The following is a 21,567-nucleotide window of genomic DNA, read 5'->3' on the forward strand; positions in this document are numbered from 1 at the left end:
CCGGACGGTCGCGGGCCACCGTGCCGCGCGGGAGCGGCACGGTGGCCCGCCGAGCCTCCTACGCTCGCGAGAGCAGGATCAGGTAGATCGCGTTGGGCTGCAGGTCCGCCTGGTAGGTGTAACCCTTGTCCGGGACCACTGTCCGTTCGTCGACCTGCTGCAGCTCGGCCTTCGCCGGATCGGTGTTGCCCGGTGTCGAGTAGTAGTTGCTGGTGTTCTGGTCGACCCGGTAGACCTTCACCCGGACGGGACACCCGGTGCCGAGGTCCGGTGGCAGGTTCGCCATGTCGATCGTGGCGTGGAACGCATTGCTGCCGGTGTCCTGGTAGTTCCACACCATCACCGACGCGCCGCTGGTGTCCTTCGCCGCGAGCGCGTAGACGCCGATCCCCTTCGCGTCCAGACTGTCCGAGGTGGCCGACACCTTGGTCTTCTTCATCTTCGACTGCATCAGCAGCGAGTTGCCGTACGGCGTGAAGGCGTTGGTGACCGGCCCGCCGGGACACGTCGTCGTGGTGCCGGCGCCACCCGCGGCGGTGATGCTGGTGCACCCGGGACCGCGCGTGACGAACTGATCCTTGCGCTCGTTGCCGGAATGCCGGGTGACCCAGTTGAACGCGGACGTCTTCGGTTCGTTCGCGTACCAGTAGAGCAGTGATGCCTGTCCCGCGGCCTGCCGGGCGTAGTCGGCCGTGTACCACGGAGTGGCGGTGGTGGTGGGTGCTGTGTCGGTGCAGTCGTCACACAGCGGTCCCGGATAGACACCCGACTCGGTGATGAAGGCCGGCACGCCGGGATCGAGGTGACGGGCGGTCAGCATGGCCTGCAGCTCGGTTCGTTGACCTTCCACCATCCGCGGGTTGTCCTTGTAGAACTGCGGGTTCTGCAGGGTCGCCATGTCGCCGAATTCGACATACCCGTGGTATGAGAAGAAGTCGAGCCGTTTCGCCCGGTCCGGGTCCGCGGCGTAGTCGTCGAGGAACTTCCCGATCCAGCTCGGATCGAACTCGAAGAAGGCCGGGCCGCCGACCTGCAACCGGGGCGACAGCTTGAGCTCGGCGTTGACCTCGTTGGTGATCTGGTAGAAGTCGGCGTAGTACGGGTAGACGAGGGCCGGGTTCATGAATCCGCGTTTGTCCGGCGCGTCCGGTTCGTTGAACGCCTCGAGGTAGCGCACCGCCGGGTAGTTCGCCTTGACCGTCTTGACGATCTGCTTGAGCAGCGGCTTGGCCTGCGCCGGCGATACGCCCTGCTTGATCAGCGGGCTGATGTCGAGGTTCAGCAGGATCGAATCCGACACGGTAGCGGCGTTGGCGAGATAGCCGTTGACGTCGCCGGTCGGAGAGGCGGGATCGGAGGAGAGCGTGCACGACGTGGTCGACCCGCCGCACCAGTCCACCTTGGCCCATGCCCGGTAGACGGAGCCGTGCAGACCGACGTCGTTCAGGTAGGCCACGTCGGCCGTTCGCGGGTTCTGCCACGTCGTGGCCGCCGTGAAGTTGTTGTACCGCTCGCCGTGCCGGAGAAGGCCCTGGTTCTGGGCGAAGTCCACGGACACCTGGGCCGGAGAAGCCGGATCGGCGTTCGCCGCGGGCGCTGACAACACCGCCGAAGTCGAGAGCAGAACGAGCGCCGACGTCAGCACCGCCCACCGTCGGCGGCCAGGGGCACCGGTGGAGAAAAGGATTCTGGTGGTCAAGGGCATCCTCGCTTTCGGGATCTGCCGTGCCTGAGGTCGTCCTGCAGGCATGACGATCACCTTGACGGGGGGTTTGGCCGGGCACATCCGCCCAGCGCGGTACCGAGTGGTACTGCCAACGCCGTAGCCGGCGCAGCGCTACGGCAACGGCAGTACGCTCCGGCGGGAACTTGTGTAAACGTTTTCTGCCGGCGCGCATCAAAGCGCTGCGGTGATTCGATGCATTCGAAGCAAGATGGCGCGTTCATTGCCCTCAATGGGTGGTTGACGTCATATGTCAGCGCGTTTACCGTGCTTGAGCCGATTCAAGGACGAATTCCGGCGAGATCGCCTCGGGCCGGTCGAAGAGGGGAAATCGGATGAACGGACGGTCCGGTGGGTTACGTGCCGGCCTGTTCGCCGCGGTGACCGCGCTAAAGCAGGGGTTCGGCGACGACGCGGACTTCGCCGGCCGGTACCCGGACGTGCCCGGCGTACCGCTTTCCCGTGATCAGCTCGACGGCCCGCTCGCCGACCGGAAGCACGGCGTCCTCACCGGAGTGGTTGATCGCGAAGAGGTACCGCCCTTCCGTCCCGCGGCGTTCGACGACCTCGACGTCCGGGGGCAGGTCCCGGGCGGGCAGCGGGGCGTCCGCGGCGACTGCGCGCAGCACGGCCGCGAGGCCGTCCGCCGTCAGGCGCGTCGAGACGTGCCACGCCGTACCGTCGCCGATCGCGTGCCGAGTGACCGCCGGTCCGCCCGCCGCCGGTCCGTCCACGTAACACCACACGGCTTCGGCGCCGTGGAGGGCGATGACCTCCGACCAGACGTCGCCTACGATGTTGCCGCTCAGCCGGACCTGTTCGCCCGCGCGCAGCGGGGTGAACTCCTCCACGACCAGGCCCAGCACGTCGCGCAGCGCACCGGGGTGCGGTCCCGGGTGGACGGTATCGTGCTCGTCCACTATTCCGGAGAAGCACGACACGACCAGGACTCCGCCGTCTTCGACGTACCGGCGGAGGTTGGTTGCCGCGGTGTCCGTCATGGCGTACAGCGCGGGCACGACGACCAGGGGATAGCCGCTCAGATCGGCCTTGGGATGGGCGAAGTCGACGGTGAGGTGCCGGTCGTAGGCGGCGGCGTACCAAGCGTCCGCCCGCTCCCGCGCGTCGAGATCGACGCTCGGGCGCCACTCCAGCCGCTGCGCCCACCAGGACTGCCAGTCCCACAGCATCGCGACATCGGCGATCACCCGGCTGCCGCGGATCGGTGCGAGCGCCTCGAGATCCCGGCCGAGCCGCACGACCTCACGCCAGATCCGGCTGTCCGTCCCGGCGTGCGGCAGCATCGCCGAGTGGAACTTCTCGGCGCCCGAGCGGGACGCGCGCCATTGAAAGAACATCGCGCCGTCCGAGCCGCGCGCCACGTGCCCCAGGCTGTTGCGCGCCATTTCCCCCGGCCTCTTGGCGATGTTGCGCGGCTGCCAGTTCACCGCGCTGGTGGAGTGCTCCAGCAGCAGCCACGGCCGCCCGGCGGCCAGGGACCGGGTGATGTCGGCGGCCATCGCGAGGTTGATGTGGTTCCGGTCGGCTTCGGCGACCAGGTAGTGGTCGTTGGTGACCAGGTCGACCTCGCCGGCCCAGGCCCAGTAGTCCAGGGTTTCGCACTGGGACAGAGCCGCCTGGAAGTTCGTGGTCACCGGGATGCCGGGGGACAGCGCGTGCAGCACGTCCCGTTCCCGTTTGAAGTTGGCCAGCAGCTCGTCGCTGGTGAACCGCGCCCAGTCCAGCTGCTGCGCCGGGTTGCACACCGTCGGCGTCAGGCGCGGGGGCGACACCTGGTCCCACGAGCCGTAGGTCTGGCCCCAGAACGTGGTGCCCCAGGCTTCGTTCAGCTCCTTGATCGTCGTGTAGCGGTCGGCGAGCCACTGGCGGAACGCGGCCGCGGACGTGTCGCAGTAGCAGGCGCTGATCGGCACGCTGTACTCGTTGTGGACGTGCCACAACGCCTGGGCGGGGTGTGCGGCGTAGCGGCGGCCGAGCTGCCCGGCGATCGACACGGCCGCCTGCTGGTAGGCGGGCGAGCTGTGGCAGATCGCGCCCCGGCCGCCGAAGCTGTAGCGCACGCCTTCGCGGGTCACCGGCAGCGCGTCGGGATGGCGCTCGTAGAACCACGCCGGCGGCACCGCCGTCGGCGTGGCGAGGTCGGCGCGAATCCCGTTGTCGTGCAGCAGGTCCAGCAGGTCGTCGAGCCAGCCGAAGTCGTACTGGCCCGGTTCGGGTTCCAGCAGCGCCCAGGAGAAGATGCCGACGCTGACCATGGTCACGCCCGCCTCGCGCATGAGGCGCACGTCCTCCTGCCACACCGGTTGCGGCCACTGTTCGGGGTTGTAGTCGCCGCCGTACGCCAGAGCGTCCAGTCCGACCGGCCACTGCCACGCCATTCGCGGGCCCCCGTTCCTGTGATCGTGCACAGAATGATTACTCGCAATTTCGCCCAGATAACCGCAAGCGTCCTGCCCTTGACAAGTATTGACCTGAGGGCCGTACTGTGCACGTACACAGTCGACGGCCCCACCTCCCCCTTGACTCCGGAGGATCGGATGCAGCGCCGCACCGCCCTCGCAGCAATCGCCCTGATCGGCTCCCTCGCCCTCTCCGCCTGCAGCGGCAGCGACCAGCCCCCGCCGACAGGCGGACCGGTCGAGCTGACCATGTGGTCGTGGGCGCCCAACCTCGACAAGGTCGTCGCCCTGTGGAACTCCGGGCACCCGGAGGCCAAGGTCACGGTGCAGAAGCAGGCGGGCGGTGACGAGCTGATCCCCAAGATCCTCACCGCGGAGAAGGCGGGCACCGGGCCGGACCTGGTCCAGGCGGAATACCAGATGATCCCGACGCTGGTCACCAACGACGCGCTGGCCGACGTCGGCAAATTCGCGGCCGGGGCCAAGGAGAAGTTCGCGGGAAACGTCTGGAAGCAGGTCACCCTCGGCTCGGACGCGGTCTACGGAGTCCCGCAGGACATCGCGCCGCTCGGGCTGTTCTACCGCGGCGACCTTTTCGAACAGTTCGGCCTGAAGGTCCCGGCGACGTGGCCGGAGTTCGCCGACGCCGCCCGGGAGCTCAAGCGGAAGGATCCGTCCCGCGCGTTGGCGACGTTCTCCAGCAACGACCCCGGCCTGTTCGCCGGCCTGGCCCAGCAGGCGGGCGCGGCGTGGTGGACGTCGTCCGGCGACACTTGGAAGGTCGCCATCGACGACGAGGCATCGCGCAAGGTCGCGGGGTTCTGGGGCGGCCTGGTCGCCGAGGGCGCGCTGGACAACCAGCCGATGTACACCCCGGCGTGGAACAAGGCGCTCGACGACGGGAAGCAGCTCGCGTGGGTGAGCGCGGTGTGGGCCCCGGGCACGCTGACCACGGCCGCGCCGTCGACCAAGGGCAAGTGGAAGCTGGCCCCGCTGCCGCAGTGGACCGCGGGCGCGTCGGCGACCGGCAGCTGGGGCGGCTCCGCCACCAGCGTCACCCACGGCGCCGAGAAGCGGGGTAAGGCCGAGGCCGCCGCGAAGTTCGCCACCTGGCTGAACACCGACCCCGCCGCCGTGGCCGCGTTGGTGAAGGAATCGGCGGTCTACCCGGCCGCCACCGCCGCGCAGACCAGTGGGGCGCTGACCACCCCGGAGTTCTTCCCGAGCCAGCCGGACTTCTACACGCTGGCCGCGGACGTCGCGAAGGGCACCGCGGCGGCCGGATGGGGGCCGGACGTCATCGTCGCGTACTCCGCGTTCAAGGACGCGTTCGGCAAGGCGGCGCAGGACAAGTCGGACTTCGTGGCTGCGCTGGGCACAGTGCGGCAGGCGACTGTGTCGGACATGAAGAAGAACGGGTTCAAGGTCGAAGGCTGAAGGGATCTGTGGTGTCCACCCGTGCTCCCCGCCGGTTCGCGCCGTACGGCTTCCTTTCTCCGGCGATCCTCCTGTTCGTGCTCTTCTTCGCCCTGCCGATCGGCTACGCGATCTACCTGAGTCTGCACACCGTCCACGTGCGGGGGCTCGGCCTCGGCGGGAAGGCCCGTGAGGAGGTGTGGGCGGGGCTGGACAACTACACGGGCGCGCTGAGCGATCCCGAGCTGCTGGCGGGGGCGGGCCGGGTGCTGCGGTACGGGGCGATCGTCGTGCCGTTGATGCTCGGCCTTGCGCTGCTGTTCGCCCTGTTGCTGGACGGCGCGCGGACGAGGTTCGGGTCGTTTTCCCGGCTGGCGATCTTCCTGCCCTACGCAGTGCCCGGCATCATCGCTTCGCTGCTGTGGGGCTTCCTGTACGTGCCGAGCGTCAGTCCCGGCTACTTCCTGCTCCGGGCGGCCGGGCTCGACGGCCCGGAGCTGCTGCAGGGCGGTGGTCTGTACCTCGCGTTGGCCAACATCGCGGTGTGGGGCGGCACGGGCTTCAACATGGTCGTCATCTACACGTCCCTGCGCGCCGTGCCGCCCGAGCTGTACGAGGCCGCCCGGCTGGACGGCTGCTCGGAACGGCGGATCGCGGTGCGGATCAAGATCCCGCTGGTGCTTCCCGCGCTGGTGCTGACGTTCTTCTTCTCGGCCATCGCGACGCTCCAGGTGTTCGCCGAGCCGATGACGCTGCGGCCGCTGGCGAACACGCTGAGCACCACGTGGAGCCCGTACATGAAGGTCTACCGGGACGCCTTCGTCCAAGGTGGACTGTATTCGGCCGCGGCGACCGCCGTGGTGATCGCGGCGGTGACGCTGCTGCTGTCCCTGGTCTTCCTGAAGCTGGTCAACCGGCGCGCCACGGAGGCGGGTTCGTGACCGCCCTGCTGACCCGGCCGCGGGTGGACTCCGCCGCGACGGCCCGGCCGGGGCGCCGCACGGCGTGGGCGCCGACGATCCTGCTGCTGCTCGGCGCGGTCTACTGCCTGATCCCCGTGCTGTGGGTGATCATGGCCGCCACGAAGAGCCGTGACGAGCTGTTCAGCACGTTCACGCTGGTGCCCGGTACCGGGTTCTGGGACAACCTGGCCGAGCTGACGGCCTACCGCGACGGCGTGTACTGGCGGTGGATGGTCAACTCCGCGCTGTACGCGGGCGTGGGTGCCCTCCTGTCGGCTGCGGTGTCGGCGGCCGGCGGGTACGCGCTGGCCAAGTACCGGTTCCGGGGCCGGGGACTGATTTTCACGGTCATCCTGACCGGCGTCCTCATGCCGCCGATCACGCTGGCCGTGCCGCAGTACCTGCTGCTGGCCAAGGCCGGCCTCGCGGGTACCTACTGGTCGGTGCTGCTGCCCAGCGTCCTCAGTCCTTATGGGATCTACCTGGCTCGCGTCTACGCCGCCGCGGCGGTCCCCGACGACGTGCTGGAGGCGGCGCGGATGGACGGCGCCCGCGAGGTGCGGCTGTTCACCTCGGTCGCGCTGCCGATGATGCGGCCGGGGCTGGTGACGATCTTCCTGTTCCAGTTCGTCGCGATCTGGAACAACTTCCTGCTGCCCTACATCATGCTCGGCGACGACCAGCTCTTCCCGGTCACCGTCGGCCTGTACAGCCTGCTCCAGCAGGGCGCCGGGATCCCCGCCATGTACACGCTCGTGATCACCGGCGCCCTGCTGTCGATCATCCCCCTGATCGCGTTGTTCCTGGGCCTGCAGCGCTACTGGCGGGTCGATCTGCTGACCGGAGCCGTAAAGTTGTGACCGACAGCCGGCAGATGAGGGGTCCATGACCGAAACGACGCCGCGGCGGCGCCCAGGGCATAAGCGCCCGCCGACCATCCACGACGTGGCCGCGCACGCCGGCGTCTCGCGCGGCACCGTCTCCCGGGTGCTGCAGGGCGGGCACAACGTCAGCCCGGCGTCGCAGGAGGCGGTCAACGCCGCCATCCGCAAGCTGGGGTACGTGGTGAACCGGGCGGCGCGCAGCCTGGTCACCCAGCGCGCGGGCTCGGTCGCGTTCCTGCTGTCGGAAACGCAGGACAGGTTCTTCGCGGACCCCAACTTCACCACCCTGCTGCGCGGCTGCACCGAGGCGCTGGCGGTGCACGACATCCCGCTCGTGCTGATCACGGCGGGCACCGAGGCCGAACGCCGTCGCATCACGCCCTTCCTCTTGGGTCACCACGTCGACGGCGTGCTGCTGATCTCCTCGCACCGCGGCAGCCCGATGGTCGAGCACCTGCGGCGGGCCGAGCTGCCGTTCGTCTGCTGCGGCAAGCCGCTCGGCCAGCGCGGCAAAGTGTCCTACGTGGCGGCCGACGACCGCGAGGGCGCCAAGGACATGGTGCGCCACCTGCTCGAGTCCGGCCGGCGGCGCATCGCGACCATCGCCGGCCCGCAGGACTCGCCCGGCGGGGTGGAGCGGCTGGCCGGCTACCGCGAGGTGCTGGCCGAGCACGGCCTCCCCCTCGACGAGCAGCTGGTCGAGGTCGGGGACTACAGCTGGGCCAGCGGCGAGGCGGGCATGCAGCAGCTACTTACCCGGGCGCCGGACCTGGACGCGGTCTTCGTCGCCTCGGACCTGATGGCCGACGGCGCGCTGACGGCCATCGAGCGGACCGGCCGGCGCGTGCCCGCCGACGTCGCCGTCGGCGGGTTCGACGACTCGCCGGTCGCGTCCGCGGCCCACCCGCCGCTGACCACGATGCGGCAGCCGTGGGACCGGATCAGCGAGACGATGGTGCGCCAGCTGCTGGCCCAGATCGACGGGGAAGGGCCGGCCACGGTGATCCTGCCGACCGAGCTCGTCGTCCGCGAATCGGCCTGAACCCGCGGGCCCGCGGTTCTGATCTTGCCTGGCTGTGCACGTTCACAGGAAATTGTCGAACAGCCTTGAAAATTTCCCACGGGTGCGGTTCCATGCATTTACGTCGACCGTGTGTAGCTGATTGCGTACGTTCACCGCCCCCGTCCCCGGATTGTCACGTCGTCGATCAAGGGAGATCGAATGACCGTGTACCGCACCGGCCGCACCACGAAGGCCGCCGCGTTCCTGGCGGCCGTCACCCTGTTCGCGGTGCTCCCCGCGCCCGCCGCTTCGGCGGCGAACGCGCTCCGTGCTGGGCGCGGACGTCTCGACCGCCCAACGCGCGCTCGATTCCGGCGCGAAGTACTCCGACGCGAACGGCGTCGCGGGGGACCTGCTCGACTGGAGCGCCTGACGGGATCCGCCGGCTACGACCGAGACCGCGGCAACGCGGAGGGCAAGTAAACGCTTTCTTGGTCGGGTAGGCCGGAGTGATTTCGCAGGGACGGAGTGCGACCCGAGGTGAGAGCGCTCCCAGGCTGGAGTCCATCGAACAGGAGAACCCATGTCCCGCAAGCACTACACGATCGTTCTGGCCGGGATGGCAGCGGTCGCACTGGTTCCGGTGCCGACGGTGGCGGCGGCGCCACTGGCGTTGCCCCCGCAGTGTTCGGGGACCGCGCCGATCAAGTGCCACTTCGCCGTCTCGCCGGGCAACTACGACGTCGCCGTCGGGCTCGGCAGCTCCTCGAAGGCGGCGAACACGTCGATGTCGGTCGAGGCACGCCGGCAGGTCCTGGCGGCCGTCTCGACGAACGCGGGCCAGGTCGTCCCCACCGCGGTCACGGTCAACGTGCGCACCCCGGAGGGACAGCCGACCGGCCAGGGCGGCACCGGGACGGCGGGCCTGGACATCACCTTCGCCGGCAGTGCTCCCGCGATCACCTCGCTGACGGTGACGATGGCCGCGGCCCCGTTGGTGACGTACTTGGCGGGTGACTCGACCGTGTGCGATCAGCCCGTCGCGCCCTACACGGGTTGGGGTCAGATCCTGCCCACGAGCGTGCGGGGCGGCGCGGTGATCGCGAACTACGGGGACTCCGGCGAAAGCTCGGGCAGCTTCCTGGCCAACAGTGCGCTGTTCCCGCGGATGAAGCCGCTGATCAAGAGCAAGGACCTGGTGCTCATCCAGTTCGGGCACAACGACAAGCAGACGACGGCGACGGCGTTCCGCGACAACCTCACCAAAATGGTCAACGGCGTGCGTGAGCGTGGAGGTGTCCCGGTGCTGGTGACGCCGCCGGTGCGGCGGCTGTTCAGCGGGACCAAGCTGACTTCGACCGCGTTGCACGTCAACGGCGTGGGCGTTGATCTGCCCGCGGTGATCCGGGCGCTGGGCAAGAGCGCGAACGTGCCGGTGATCGACCTGACGGCGAAGAGCAGGACGCTGGTGGAGTCTCTCGGCCCGTCGGCGTCGCAGAAGATCTATCTCACCAAGGCGAGCGACGGCGTCACCGACAACACGCACTTCTCGGCGTACGGGGCGACGCAGATGGCGAACCTGGTCGTTCAGGGTGTGCGCGAGCAGAACCTGCCGCTCGTCACCTTTCTCCGCTGAGTGAGTCCACTGCGGACAGAAACGAGATAAGTCATGCCGATCGGTACGAAGTCGCGGGCAGTGACGCTCGCGGTGGCGCTCGTGGCCGCGGTCACCACGGTGGTGCACCCGGCCGCGGCCGCCACCGGTGACGGCTCGCCGTCCGACTCCAACATCAGGTACTTCGGGCGGTGGGACACCCGGTCGCCGGGGGCGTATGTGTCCGAGTGGGCCGGTGCGTACGTGGTGGTCGGGTTCACGGGCACCACGGTGAAACTTCGTCAACGCGGCAGTATCGACCTGTTCACCAGCGTCGACGGCGGTCCGTGGGTGTCGCGCACGAACGTGAGCGGGACGGTGAACCTGACTCCGTCCCGGCTGCCGTCCGGCACGCACACCCTGCGGGTGTCCTACCGGCCGGTGGCCGGCTCGTACCACGGTGACGCGGTGTTCCAGGGCGTGCTCCTGGACTCCGGGGCACGGACCGTGGTGCCGAGCGCGCCATCGCGGATCATCGAGTTCATCGGTGACTCGATCACGGTGGGCCAGCGGTCCTCCAAGCAGGCACTGACCGCCTACGGCTGGCTGACCGGGGAGAAACTGGGAGCCGGGCACACCCAGATCGCGGTCGGCGGTGCCTGCCTGTACCCGACGTCCGACGGGTGCATCGGCATGCGCGACCGGTTCTTGAAGACCGGCCTGGACGCCGCCAAGCCGGACTGGGACTTCTCCCGCTACCAGGCCAGTGACGTGGTGATCAACCTCGGCACCAACGACCTGTCGCACGGCGTCTCCGGTTCGCAGTTCCAAAGCGCGTACGTCACGCTGCTGCAACGGGTCCGCGCGCAGTACCCGAACGCGACCATCCACGCGATGGAGACCTTCCACAAGCGGTACGTCACCGAGACGAAGGCCGCGGTGACCGCCCGGAACAACGCCGGTGACAGCAAGGTGCGGTTCATCAACACCGAAGGCTGGATCGACAAGGCGACCGACACCGCGGACGGCACGCACCCCAACGACGCCGGTCATCAAAAGATCGCGGCCCGGCTGGTCGCGGTCATCGGCTGACCTTCGGAGATCCACGGCAGATGGGAATTGCCCATGCGCACCTTCGTCCTCAGCCGGAAGCCGGCCGTGCGTGGCGGAAGACCGCCTGCGACCAGCCGCCGCACCCCAGTTTCGCGATAGCGAGGTGATTGCGTTGTCCACCAAACGAGGCACGGCGTGGCAGGCACTGGCCGCCGCCGCCGCACTGGCGCTGGTGATCGCGCCGGTTTCCGTGCTGCCCGGCACCACCGGCACTGCCGCCGCGAGCACGAGCGCGGCCAACCGGTACCGGACGGTCACGGACTTCGATCCCGGCTGGCTGTTCAACTACGGCGACGCGAGCGGCGCCAACGGTGCCTCCTACAACGACGCCGCCTGGCGCAAGCTCAGCGTGCCGCACGACTGGAGCATCGAGGGCAAGAGCCCGCCGGCCAGCCCGTTCTCGCAGTCGGCGCCGAGCACCGGCCGCGGCGGCTATCTGCCCTCGGGCATCGGCTGGTACCGCAAGCACTTCTCGCTGACCGTGCCCGCCACCCGCAAGGTGTACCTGGAGTTCGACGGCGTGATGGCCAACGCGAGCGTGTACGTCAACGGCACGCTCATCGGCACTCACCCGTACGGCTACACCAGCTTCCGCTACGACATCACGGCGGCGGCGAAGTTCGGCGGCGCCGACAACGTGGTCGCCGTCAAGACCGATACCAGCGCGCAGCCCGCGTCGCGCTACTATGCCGGTGCCGGGATCTACCGCGACGTCCGGCTCATCGCGACGGACCCGGTGCACGTCGACCAGTGGGCCACCCACGTCACCACGCCGAACGCCACCGGTTCCGCGGCCACCGTGCACGCGGAGACCACGGTGGTCAACAACGGCGGCGCGGCGGCGAGCGTCAGCGTCCAGGGCGTGCTCAGCGACCCGGGCGGGGCCGCGATGCCCGCCGTGACGACGGCGGCCAAGACCATCGCCGCCGGGGCGTCGGCCACCTTCGCCTACGACGTGCCGGTGAGCAACCCGAAGCTGTGGGACCTGGCGAACCCGAACCTGTACTCGCTGGCCACCACCGTCCTTGCCGGCGACGCCGCGGTCGACGACGACATCACGCCGGTGGGCATCCGCACCTTGACGTTCGCCGCCTCGACGGGGATGAGCCTCAACGGCAAGAGCGTGAAGTTCCAGGGCGTCGCCCTGCACCAGGACGCCCACGGGCTCGGGATGGCCGCCCCCCAGCGGGCCGTGCAGCGGCGGCTCGCCCAGCTGAAGGCGCTCGGGGTGAACGCCATCCGCACCGCGCACGATCCGCCCAGCCCGGTTTTCCTGGAGCTCACCGACCGGATGGGGTTCCTGGTCCTCGACGAGTTCTTCGACGTCTGGACCCAGCACAAGTACGCCGACGTCGGCGACTACGCGACGTACTTCAACCGGACGGCGTCGTCGCCGACCGGCACGCCCGCGGTGCCGGGTGCGACCGGCTCGGTGCCCTGGTACCAGGTCGACGCCACGAGCGTCGTCCTGCGTGACCGCAACCACCCGAGCGTGGCGATGTGGAGCACGGGCAACGAGATCCGTGACTCGCTCGCGACCCGGACGCCCCTGCTGACCAGGATGGTTTCGATCGCGCACGCGCTGGACCCCGGCCGTCCGGTCACCCAGGCCCTGTTCCGGCCCGCCGACAGCGGCGACGTCACCGGCGCCACCCGGACCACAGTGGACGTCTTCGGCGGCAACTACCGGCCGGACGAGGTCATCCGGGCGATGAAGATGTCTCCGGCGCGGCCCGGGCTGTTCACCGAGATGGGTACCGACACCTCCGCGTGGACGACGGTGAAGAACACCCCCGGCGTCACCGGCCTGTTCGTCTGGACCGGCGCGGCGTACCTGGGCGAGGCCGACGGGCTGTGGCCCCGCGGCGAGAGCGACTTCGGCCTGCTGGACGGGGTCGGCACGGTCCGGCCGATCGGATACTCCTGGCAGCGCGCGTGGGGTGCGCCGGCCACGTCACCGCCGCCGACCGGCACCACGGCGAGCCAGGTGGTGCTCACGCCCGACCACAGCACGGTGTCGACGGACCTCGACGACGTCTCGTACGTGAAGGCGACCGTGGCCGACTCGTCCGGGCGGGTGGTGACCGGCTCCTCCGCCGCGATCACCTTCAGCATCAGCGGACCCGGGGTGCTCGTCGCGGTCGACAGCGGCAGCCCGGCGCAGGAGACCTTCCGCGGCAGCGTGCGGAAGGCGTACCAGGGAGCTGCGTACGCGCTGGTCCGGGCGACCGGCGCGGGCACCGTCACGGTGACCGCGAGTGCCGGCGGGCTGCGTCTCGGCACGACCACCTTGACCGGCACCACGGCACCGTTCGTGCCCTGCTCCGGCAGTTGCGACTGATGGCCGCGTCTGATGGCAAGGAGTGAGCGGATGACACGTTCCAGGACCATGACCCGGACGCTGGTGGTCGCGGTGGCCGCGATCGCGGCCGTCGGTGGTGCCGCGCCTATGAGCAGTGCCGCCGGAAAGACCTACTACGTCGCCCCGGCGGGCAGCGACAGCGCCGCCGGGACGCAGGCCGCGCCCTGGGCGTCGATCGCCCACGCGCAGGCCGTCGTCCAGCCGGGCGACACGGTCTACCTGCGGGGCGGCACCTACGCGTATTCCCGCGCGAACAAGAGCTGCGCGAGCGGGACGGACCGGGTGGACGCGATCACCCTGAACAAGAGCGGTGGTTCGGGCACCCCGATCCGCTACTGGGCCTACCCCGGGGAACGGCCGGTCTTCGACTTCTCCCGCGTGAGCGACAACTGCCGGATCAAAGGCTTCGACGTCACCGGCAGCTGGATCCACCTCAAGGGCCTGGAAGTCAAGGGCGTGCCCCAGAACAACAACCTCAACCACGAGTCGTGGGGCATCTGGATCTCGGGCAGCAGCAACACCTTCGAACAGCTCGACCTGCACAACAACATGGGACCGGGCCTGTTCATCCAGGAGGGCGGCGGCAACCTCGTGCTGAACTCCGATTCCCACGACAACTACGACCCGCGCACCTCGAACGGGGCGGGCGAAAGCGCCGACGGGTTCGGCGCGCACATCTCCGCGGGCCACCCGGGCAACGTGTTCCGCGGGTGCCGCGCGTGGTGGAACTCCGACGACGGGTTCGACCTCATCAACGCGTTCTCGTCAGTGACCATCGAGAACTCGTGGGCGTGGCGCAACGGGTACCTGCCGCAGACGACCACGGCATCGGGCAACGGGAACGGCATCAAGGCGGGCGGCTACGGCGGCAAGTACGTCACCAACGGTGCCAAGCACACCGTCCGCGGCTCGGTGGCGTTCAACAACCGGGCGTCGGGTTTCTACGCCAACCACCACACACTGGCCAACGACTACTTCAACAACACCAGCTACGCCAACCACCCGGACTACAACATGCTCGGGATCAACTCGAGCGGCGGGGCGGTCGGCCTGGGCAACCTGCGCAACAACCTCGCCTACGCAGGAACCCTGCTGTCGAACATGACCGGCACGCGCGCTTCGTACAACTCCTGGAACCTGGGTGTCACGCTGTCGGACTCGCAGTTCCAGAGCGTGTCGACGGCCGGCTGGGACGCGTGGCGCCAAGCCGACGGCAGCCTGCCCGTGCTGCCCAACCTCCGCCTCGCGTCGAACAGCTCGCTGATCGACAAGGGCACCAACGTCGGTCTGCCCTACAACGGAAAGGCTCCGGATCTCGGTGCCTTCGAGTCTTGAACGAACGGACGGCGGTGACCACCCCTCGGTGGTGACCGCCGCCCGTTCAGGTCTGTCAGCCTTGTGGCAATGAGGTTCCGTCAGCGCGGAAGACCTAGGTGGAGACGCTTTGCGCCGGCAGGTTCAGCGAAGCGACTCCGGCCGACACCGCCGGCAGCCCGATCGCGGCCAGGTTCTCGGCGGCGCAGGTGCGGTACACGCCGCTCGCCGAGATGCCGCCGGAGGGCAGGCGGACGCCGACGACTTGCGCGCTCTTGTTCAGGTTGGTGACGACGAGGGTCCAGTCACCGCCGAGCGACGTGGCCATGACCTGCACCCCGCTCGGCGCGCCCGTCACGGGTGGCGGACGGAGCCGGGGCGGACGAACTCCATTGGGGTACTTCGGAGAGGAACTTGTCGACGTGGTCGGACTCGTCGGCGATGACGCGCGTGGACGGCGCCCGCGACGCCAGTACGTGCCCCACCGCCCGCACGATGTCGTCGCGCTGGCCGGCGGGGACCAGCATGCCCTCCTGATTGCAGGCGGAGAAGGAGACGCGGGGTTCGTTCATCGGGCTGAGGTGATCGATCGCCACTCCCTCCGACGCGAAGTGGGTGACGATGTCGGCCAGGTAGGTGGCGTACGCCTGGGTCGAAGCCGACTTCAGGCTCCCGCCGCAGCTCTTGCCGTTGCTCGTCCACGCCGCCGGTGGGCTGTTGACGAAGCCGACGATCTCCGGCACGCCGTACTGGGCCGCGTAGCGCAGGAAAAGCCGTGCCGCCCGCATCCCGGTTCCAGTCGTAGCGGCCCGGTGAGACCATGAGCGACTGCGGCGCACGGTCACCCGCGGCTACACCGACCCGCCACCACCGATGTTGTACTGGTAGGCCGACAGCTGGATTCCGCTGGGCCCGAACAGAAGTTCCGCGACCCGCTGCTGGGTGGCGGGGGCGAAGCGGGCCAGGTCGTTGACCCACCACGCGCCGGAGGCTCCGATGTTCTGGATCGTCGGCGCCGGCGTCGAAGAGACCTCGGCCACGGCGGCGAGATCCGTGGCTGCCGCGGCTGTCCCGCCGGGCGTCCCTGCGATGCTGACGGCGCCGAGCACGAGGGCGGAGGCGGCCGCTGCGGGACCTAACCAGGATCCAGGTTCGGCGATCACATCGTCCTTCTTCCTGAGAGGCTGAGTTTGCCGGAGAGCGGAGTGAAGCTTCGGGGAAGCGCAGCACGGTGAACCGGATCCGTCGCAGTGCGCGAGGGGCGCAGGTGCGCGTCCGGTAGTGGTACCACGGGCCGGCGTATGGTCAAGCCAGTGCAGGCGAGGGCATCCCGACGCTAAGAACCGTTCTGGGTCGGTGTCAACACTTTCGCCGAATCCGACGATGAATCGGCCGGCCGCAACGGTGTCAGGCCTGACACCGTTGCGCCGTCCAACGGAAACCCGTGCCACCGATCGCAGGTGTGATCGTTCACATTCCTGGATTGGCGGATCTTCCTTGAATATTCGCAGTAGTTGTTGTATTCCCAACCCGATCCGGCAGGTGATACTGTGCACGTTCACAGTGAACTGCCCGGTACCTGCCCGCCGGGCCGACTGGAAGTCCGGGAGCAGGCCGACCGTCCCACGCCCCGCCGGCACCGTGAAGGTCACGATGGGACGATGGGCGCACTCATTCCCCTGCGCCGAAACCGTGAGTCCAGGTGTGAGACGTGACGGAGACGAAGTATGGGAAAGTTACGATCAGGAACTCGAACAGTGGTCGGAACGAAGGCGATCTGGCCGACTGTGGCCGCCGTGGTGCTCGCCTGCGTCAGCCTCGCGCAACCCGCTCAGGCGGCCGACGCGCCGCCGAATCCGTTGGACAGGCCGGGTTGGACCCTCGACCGGCACGACGAGTTCAACGGCCGTCTCGACCCGAACCTGTGGATAACGAACTATCTTGAATCACGAACGCCGGAATGGCGATCCAGGGCGCGGTACGGATTCCGGAACGACGCACTCGTCCTGCGGATCGACAACGACCAGCCGACCTACTACGCCGGCGACCCGATGAAGGTTTCCAGCATACAGACGGGCCAGCGCACCGGTCTGCACAAGACCTCTCCCCTCGACCACTCGATCCCCACGGTCTGGAAGTACGCACCCAAGTACGGCTACTTCGAGATCCGCGGCAAGACATCCGCGAGAAGCGGGCTCCATGCGGCGTTCTGGACGGTGGGAAAGCAGGACGCGTCGAACCAGAACGCCGAAATAGACATCATGGAACACCCGGGGCGCACGCCGCGGAACTTCAATTTCTGCCTGCACAAATGGTCGGACCCGAACGTTTCGGAAGTCAACAACTCGATCTCGGTCGGATTCGACCTGGCGAACGGGATGCACATCTACGCCCTCGAGTGGACTCCTGCTCAGGTCAAGCTCTATGTCGACAACGTGCTCAAGAAGACAATAAATGCTTCTCCTGCCTACGCCTCGGCGTTCTTGCTCGGCATCTACGAGAACGCGGGATGGACGGGATCCGTGGATCCCTCGGACCCGAGGCCGAAAGAGTTCGTGGTGGACTACTTCCGCGCCTACCGCAAGAGCTGAGAGATGTGAGTGGCAGTCCTTGGTGTGACCGCCCGCCGCTCACCGCCACGGTCCGCGGTGACCGCACCATCATCATCTCGTGCAAGCAAAGGAGTCAACGATGACTTTGCAACGACGTCAGTTCCTCGCGATGAGCGCGGCCGGGGCGGCGGGGCCTGTCCGGCGCTCCGTTCGCCGTCGGGGTGCCTCAGTGCGACTGGACGCGCGGCGGCCGCAAGGTGACCACCACCTGGGAGTCCGTCCTCTGAGTCGGTGCATATGACGGACAGGCGCCGGATCTCGGTGCCGACCGGCGGTTCCGGGAGCGCGGAAGGTTGGATGCATCGTCCATAGGCCGTCCCAACGGAGGATAGGAAATGCCGAGGAAAATTTCCCGACGAACGATCGTGTCGGTTCTGCTCCCCATCGTGGTCGCGCTGACATCGGCTGGTGGCTCCACCAGCGCCGGCGCGGCCACTCCGGCACCGCGGGCCGCCGTGGGTGCCACGATCCAGAACGACGGGTTCTGGAAGGACACCGCAGGGAACCCGATCTACTCCCAGGGCGGCGGTGTACTGAAAGTCGGCAACACGTACTACTGGTACGGCGTGAAGTACGGCGGAGCAGTCAGCTACTACAACAACCCGGCAGGCGGTAAGAACGGAAACACCTCCTTCGCCGCGATCACCACCTATTCGTCCACCGATCTGGCGAACTGGAAGTTCGAAGGCAACGCGATGACGCCCTCGGACCTGGGCGGCGCCGGCTGGGTCGGCCGGGTGGGAGTCGCACGCAACCCCGGCACGGGTAAGTACGTGCTGGTTTCCCAGCTCAACAGCGGGCTGGTGTTCGGCACGAGCAGCACGCCGAACGGCCACTTCACCAATGCGGGTACGCAATCAAGCATCACGAACGTCTCGACCGGCATGTCCGGCGACCAGTCGATCTTCACCGATGACGACGGCAAGGCGTATGTGATCTTCAGCAACAAGAGTGGCCGGTCGCACCTGTACGTCTCTCCGCTGCGCACGTCCGACTTCCTGCACGTCGAAGCGGCCAAGAACGTCTTCAACAGCTCCTCGGGTGGGCGTGAAGGCAACATCATGTTCACGCAGAACGGGACCTACTACTTCTGTTCGTCCGACCTGCACGGCTGGAACGCGTCGCACACGTACTGCATCACGGCCAAGAACGTCATGGGCCCGTACTCCGCGGAGTTCGTGCTGCAGGGGACGGACGCGGACTTCTCGCACGTCACCCAGACCGGGCTGGCGTTCACGGTGACCGGTTCTTCCGGCTCGTTCGTGATGTTCGGCGGCGACCGCTGGAGCGACTTCGCCGGTAACGGCATCGGCTACAACGACTGGGTGCCGGTCACCTTCGCCGGGACGACACCGGTGTTCCATTCGTTGAGCCAGTGGACGGTCGACGCCGCCGCGGGAACCTGGGCGGCAGGCAGCGGCAACAACTACGTCCTGAACCCGGGCGCCGAAGCCGACCGGGTCGCGCAGAACGCGCTCGCCGGGTGGACCACCACCGGCGGCACCGTCAACAGCAACAAGCTCGGCGGGCACACCGGACGCTGGGCGATGGCGCAGACTTCTTCCTCCGCTTACAACGCCACCAGGTACCAGAATATCTCGTTGCCGAACGGGACCTACACGCTGTCTGCCTGGGTGAAGAGCAGTGGTGGGCAGAAGAAGGCGACGATCTTCGCCAAGAATTTCGGTGGTAGTGAGCTGAACTCCTCGATCAGCCAGGCGATCGGCAGCTGGACAAAGGTCAGCGTCCCCGGCATCACCGTGACGAATGGGTCGATCCAGGTGGGTGTGTTCTCCGACGCGAACGCGGGCAACTGGGTGAACGTCGACGACTTCAGCCTGGTGCAAACCGGTTAGCCTCAATGGGCGCGAGGGCGGCGGCCGCGTCGCCGACCTCGCGCCCATTGATCAACAGGACTCCACGATCACGCCTGGCTCGAGCGACGGCGTGTCGGCGAGTCATGCCCGGCCGGCCACTCGGCAGTGACACCAGGACGCAACGGGAAAGGATCAACAATCGTTCTGCCCGGAGGCCGGCAGCAACGGTCAGGGCGTCTCGCTCCGGTCGCACAACTTCTCCGATCGGTTCGTCCGTCACTACGACAACAGCGTCTACATCGCCGCCAACGGTGGTTCCAACGCCTTTGACAGCAGCAACGCCTACGCCGACGACGTGAGCTGGCTCGTCAGCTCGCCGTGGCTCTCCTGATCAGACCTTTCCGGACCGGCGTGGCGCTCCGGGGAGATCTTGGATAGTCCCGCTCCGCTGCTCGATCGACACGTCGGCTGATCGATATTCTCTGCCGAAACGGTCAACCGAACAGCCGATGGACGAAGGTCGAGATGCGGGAGTCGGGCCAGGCCGGCGGGTGGGGCTGGGCGGCGTCCTGGCACCGTCCGGTGTTCGGGGGCGGCCCGGCGACGGTGCCCGGGCTGCGCGTCGAGAGCGTCACCGTGGCTCGCGGACGGCACGAACTGCGGGCGCACCGCGTGCTCGGTGCCCCGCCCGGCGCGAGCGCCGAACAGACGGGCTGGGTGACCGCGCCCCGGCGAGTCCGTGCTCCGGCCGCTGGCCGGCTGGACGGGACAGGATGAGGTTCGCGCCCCGCACGGCACCGCCTTCGCCCAGTGGGTGTCGCTCCCGCGACTCACCGGTGACGTCCACGGCACGACGGTCTTCGTCGCGTTGGCCGTGCTGGGCACCGAGGCGGACGACCTGGTCGGCTCTGCCACTGCGGAAGGCGCGGAGGTCCGCTGGCCGGACGGGTTCACAGTGCGGATCCGGTTCGGCCCGCTGCGGGTGAGCGCCGGGCTCGACGATCCGGACCAAGGGGGCAAACCGCTCTCGCCGTAGCGGGCTTTGCGCAACGGTCCACAGTGGGTCGCGGATTTTACCCTGGTGGCCTGGTCTCGTGGCCTGCCACGGTGGGGTTCGTGCTGATCGGTGTCGTGGCGTCCGTTCCCCAGCTGGTGAGCAGGCGCAGCGCCGCGGCGGACTCGGAACCCGGCTCGGCGTGGTAGGTGACCATCATCTGGTCGGGGTCGTCGGGCAGGGGGAACGTCTCGTACGAGACCTGGAGGTCACCCACCAGTGGGTGCCGCAGCCGCATCGGGCCGTGGCTCTTGCGGCGCACCTCGTGGGCGGCCCACAGTCGGCGGAAGTCTTCGCTGCGCACCGAAAGTTCACCAACCAGCGCGGCGAGCTGCGGATCGTGGGGATGGCTGCCGGCGTGCACGCGGAGGATCCCGGTGACCGCGCGGGCTTTGCGCTCCCAGTCGAGGAACAGGTCGCGGGTGGCGGGGGAGAGGAAGATCAGCCGTCCCCAGTTGCGCTCCTGGGCCGGTAGTTCGGTCCAGTTGCCGAACAGCGCGGCGGCTGGCTTGTTCCAGCCGAGGATGTCCATGCGGAGGCCGTTGACGTAGGCGGGCACGTCCGTCATCGAGTCGAGGAGCTGCTGCACGGCGGGGCGCAATCGCTGGGCCCGTGGTGCCGGCTTGCCCGCTGCCTGTCTGGTGGGCTTGACCAGCTGTGTCAGGTAGGCGCGCTCGGTGTCGGTCAGCTGCAGTGCGCGGGCGATGGCCTCCAGCACCTCCACCGACACGTTCGCGGAGTTGCCCTGCTCGAGGTGGGTGTAGTACGAGACCGACACGCCTGCCACCTGGGCCAGCTCCTCCCGGCGCAACCCGGGCACCCGCCTTCGCGTGCCGTAGTCGGCCACGCCGACATCGGCGGGCTTGAGCCGGGATCGGCGGCTGCGCAGGAACTCGCTGAGCTCGGCACGCCGGTCGCCAGGGGTACTGGAACTGGGCATGCCGTCCATTATGACCCAGCGGCCGGCATCGTTCCTGCTACTGCCGGTGGTAGGAACCCGGAAGGTAGCCGGAGCAGCGGATCGCTGTCGCCGGGAATGCGCGGCAAGCTCGGTGTTGTCCCGATCGGACCGGCAACCGGCGCTGCTGAGCGCGGCCCTCCGATCTCACCTTCGTGGCCCGCCGGCCGCATTCTTTCAGGAGATTTCGATGTCTCGTGTTTGGTTCATCACCGGAACGTCGCGGGGATTCGGCCGCATCTAGTGTTCCGAGTTGTTAGTTCGCGTCTTAATTGTTGGTAGGGTTGCGGGATGGCGCGCACAGGCCGCCCGAAGGCGGAGCTTGTTCTGTCCGA

Annotated in this window: 19 protein-coding genes and 1 pseudogene; 14 read left to right on the forward strand and 6 right to left on the reverse strand. The window is 68.3% G+C overall.

The features are described 5' to 3' along the window. Positions 1 to 58: 58 nt before the first annotated feature. The gene (locus tag ACIA5G_RS52740; protein ID WP_395937951.1) at positions 59 to 1,699 is read right to left on the reverse strand and encodes a hypothetical protein; all 1,641 of its coding nucleotides are present in this window, start codon (positions 1,697 to 1,699) and stop codon (positions 59 to 61) included. A 413-nt stretch (positions 1,700 to 2,112) separates the two neighbouring features. Next, complete coding sequence (locus ACIA5G_RS52745) at positions 2,113 to 4,122, reverse strand: beta-galactosidase (protein ID WP_395937953.1); 2,010 nt, start codon at positions 4,120 to 4,122, stop codon at positions 2,113 to 2,115. Positions 4,123 to 4,281: 159 nt separating this feature from the next. Between ACIA5G_RS52745 and ACIA5G_RS52750 the strand changes: the two genes are divergently transcribed. The 9 genes from ACIA5G_RS52750 to ACIA5G_RS52790 all read left to right on the forward strand — a co-directional run bounded on the left by ACIA5G_RS52750 (position 4,282) and on the right by ACIA5G_RS52790 (position 14,812). Beyond that, the gene (locus ACIA5G_RS52750) at positions 4,282 to 5,580 is read left to right on the forward strand and encodes an ABC transporter substrate-binding protein (protein WP_395937955.1); all 1,299 of its coding nucleotides are present in this window, start codon (positions 4,282 to 4,284) and stop codon (positions 5,578 to 5,580) included. Positions 5,581 to 5,591: 11 nt separating this feature from the next. Beyond that, a complete protein-coding gene (locus tag ACIA5G_RS52755; protein ID WP_395937957.1) occupies positions 5,592 to 6,500 on the forward strand; it encodes a carbohydrate ABC transporter permease in 909 nt (302 codons plus the stop codon). Next, positions 6,497 to 7,381 carry a carbohydrate ABC transporter permease gene (locus ACIA5G_RS52760; protein ID WP_395937959.1) on the forward strand — a complete coding sequence of 295 codons (885 nt, stop codon included), beginning with the start codon at positions 6,497 to 6,499 and terminating at the stop codon, positions 7,379 to 7,381. Before ACIA5G_RS52755 ends, ACIA5G_RS52760 begins: the two co-directional genes overlap by 4 nt. Before the next feature lie 25 nt (positions 7,382 to 7,406). Continuing rightward, on the forward strand, positions 7,407 to 8,447 hold the full coding sequence (locus ACIA5G_RS52765) for a LacI family DNA-binding transcriptional regulator (protein WP_395937961.1): 1,041 nt from the start codon (positions 7,407 to 7,409) through the stop codon (positions 8,445 to 8,447). A 180-nt stretch (positions 8,448 to 8,627) separates the two neighbouring features. Next, the gene (locus ACIA5G_RS52770; protein ID WP_395937963.1) at positions 8,628 to 8,891 is read left to right on the forward strand and encodes a hypothetical protein; all 264 of its coding nucleotides are present in this window, start codon (positions 8,628 to 8,630) and stop codon (positions 8,889 to 8,891) included. A 100-nt stretch (positions 8,892 to 8,991) separates the two neighbouring features. Next, a complete protein-coding gene (locus ACIA5G_RS52775; protein ID WP_395937965.1) occupies positions 8,992 to 10,044 on the forward strand; it encodes a rhamnogalacturonan acetylesterase in 1,053 nt (350 codons plus the stop codon). Positions 10,045 to 10,077: 33 nt separating this feature from the next. After that, the gene (locus ACIA5G_RS52780) at positions 10,078 to 11,094 is read left to right on the forward strand and encodes a GDSL-type esterase/lipase family protein (protein WP_395937967.1); all 1,017 of its coding nucleotides are present in this window, start codon (positions 10,078 to 10,080) and stop codon (positions 11,092 to 11,094) included. Positions 11,095 to 11,218: 124 nt separating this feature from the next. Next, positions 11,219 to 13,456, forward strand: coding sequence for a glycoside hydrolase family 2 TIM barrel-domain containing protein (locus ACIA5G_RS52785; RefSeq protein ID WP_395937969.1), 2,238 nt, complete (start codon positions 11,219 to 11,221; stop codon positions 13,454 to 13,456). Between the two features lie 30 nt (positions 13,457 to 13,486). Then, positions 13,487 to 14,812: a right-handed parallel beta-helix repeat-containing protein gene (locus ACIA5G_RS52790; protein WP_395937971.1), complete on the forward strand. Its 1,326-nt coding sequence runs from the start codon at positions 13,487 to 13,489 to the stop codon at positions 14,810 to 14,812. 94 nt (positions 14,813 to 14,906) lie between these two features. Here ACIA5G_RS52790 and ACIA5G_RS52795 read toward each other — a convergent pair whose 3' ends face one another. The 3 genes from ACIA5G_RS52795 to ACIA5G_RS52805 all read right to left on the reverse strand — a co-directional run bounded on the left by ACIA5G_RS52795 (position 14,907) and on the right by ACIA5G_RS52805 (position 15,954). Continuing rightward, entirely contained in the window at positions 14,907 to 15,119 is a 213-nt protein-coding gene (locus ACIA5G_RS52795) for a hypothetical protein (RefSeq protein ID WP_395937974.1), read from the reverse strand. Then, positions 15,097 to 15,579: a glycoside hydrolase gene (locus tag ACIA5G_RS52800; RefSeq protein ID WP_395937976.1), complete on the reverse strand. Its 483-nt coding sequence runs from the start codon at positions 15,577 to 15,579 to the stop codon at positions 15,097 to 15,099. Before ACIA5G_RS52800 ends, ACIA5G_RS52795 begins: the two co-directional genes overlap by 23 nt. A 63-nt stretch (positions 15,580 to 15,642) precedes the next feature. Next, complete coding sequence (locus tag ACIA5G_RS52805) at positions 15,643 to 15,954, reverse strand: hypothetical protein (protein WP_395937978.1); 312 nt, start codon at positions 15,952 to 15,954, stop codon at positions 15,643 to 15,645. Between the two features lie 594 nt (positions 15,955 to 16,548). Here ACIA5G_RS52805 and ACIA5G_RS52810 point away from each other — a divergent pair. The 5 genes and pseudogenes from ACIA5G_RS52810 (at position 16,549) to ACIA5G_RS52830 (ending at position 20,256) form a co-directional block, all read left to right on the forward strand. After that, positions 16,549 to 17,382: a glycoside hydrolase family 16 protein gene (locus ACIA5G_RS52810; RefSeq protein ID WP_395937980.1), complete on the forward strand. Its 834-nt coding sequence runs from the start codon at positions 16,549 to 16,551 to the stop codon at positions 17,380 to 17,382. Positions 17,383 to 17,768: 386 nt separating this feature from the next. Beyond that, positions 17,769 to 19,259 carry a family 43 glycosylhydrolase gene (locus ACIA5G_RS52815; protein WP_395937982.1) on the forward strand — a complete coding sequence of 497 codons (1,491 nt, stop codon included), beginning with the start codon at positions 17,769 to 17,771 and terminating at the stop codon, positions 19,257 to 19,259. Positions 19,260 to 19,428: 169 nt separating this feature from the next. Continuing rightward, positions 19,429 to 19,611 (forward strand): annotated as a pseudogene (locus tag ACIA5G_RS52820) (AbfB domain-containing protein); the annotation flags it as partial. Between the two features lie 134 nt (positions 19,612 to 19,745). Beyond that, complete coding sequence (locus ACIA5G_RS52825; protein WP_395937984.1) at positions 19,746 to 19,997, forward strand: hypothetical protein; 252 nt, start codon at positions 19,746 to 19,748, stop codon at positions 19,995 to 19,997. Between the two features lie 37 nt (positions 19,998 to 20,034). Beyond that, entirely contained in the window at positions 20,035 to 20,256 is a 222-nt protein-coding gene (locus ACIA5G_RS52830; RefSeq protein ID WP_395937986.1) for a hypothetical protein, read from the forward strand. Between the two features lie 37 nt (positions 20,257 to 20,293). Here ACIA5G_RS52830 and ACIA5G_RS52835 read toward each other — a convergent pair whose 3' ends face one another. After that, positions 20,294 to 21,214: a helix-turn-helix domain-containing protein gene (locus ACIA5G_RS52835; RefSeq protein WP_395937988.1), complete on the reverse strand. Its 921-nt coding sequence runs from the start codon at positions 21,212 to 21,214 to the stop codon at positions 20,294 to 20,296. Positions 21,215 to 21,567: the final 353 nt, after the last annotated feature.

Source organism: Amycolatopsis sp. NPDC051758 (assembly GCF_044453095.1).
Lineage (GTDB): Bacteria > Actinomycetota > Actinomycetes > Mycobacteriales > Pseudonocardiaceae > Amycolatopsis.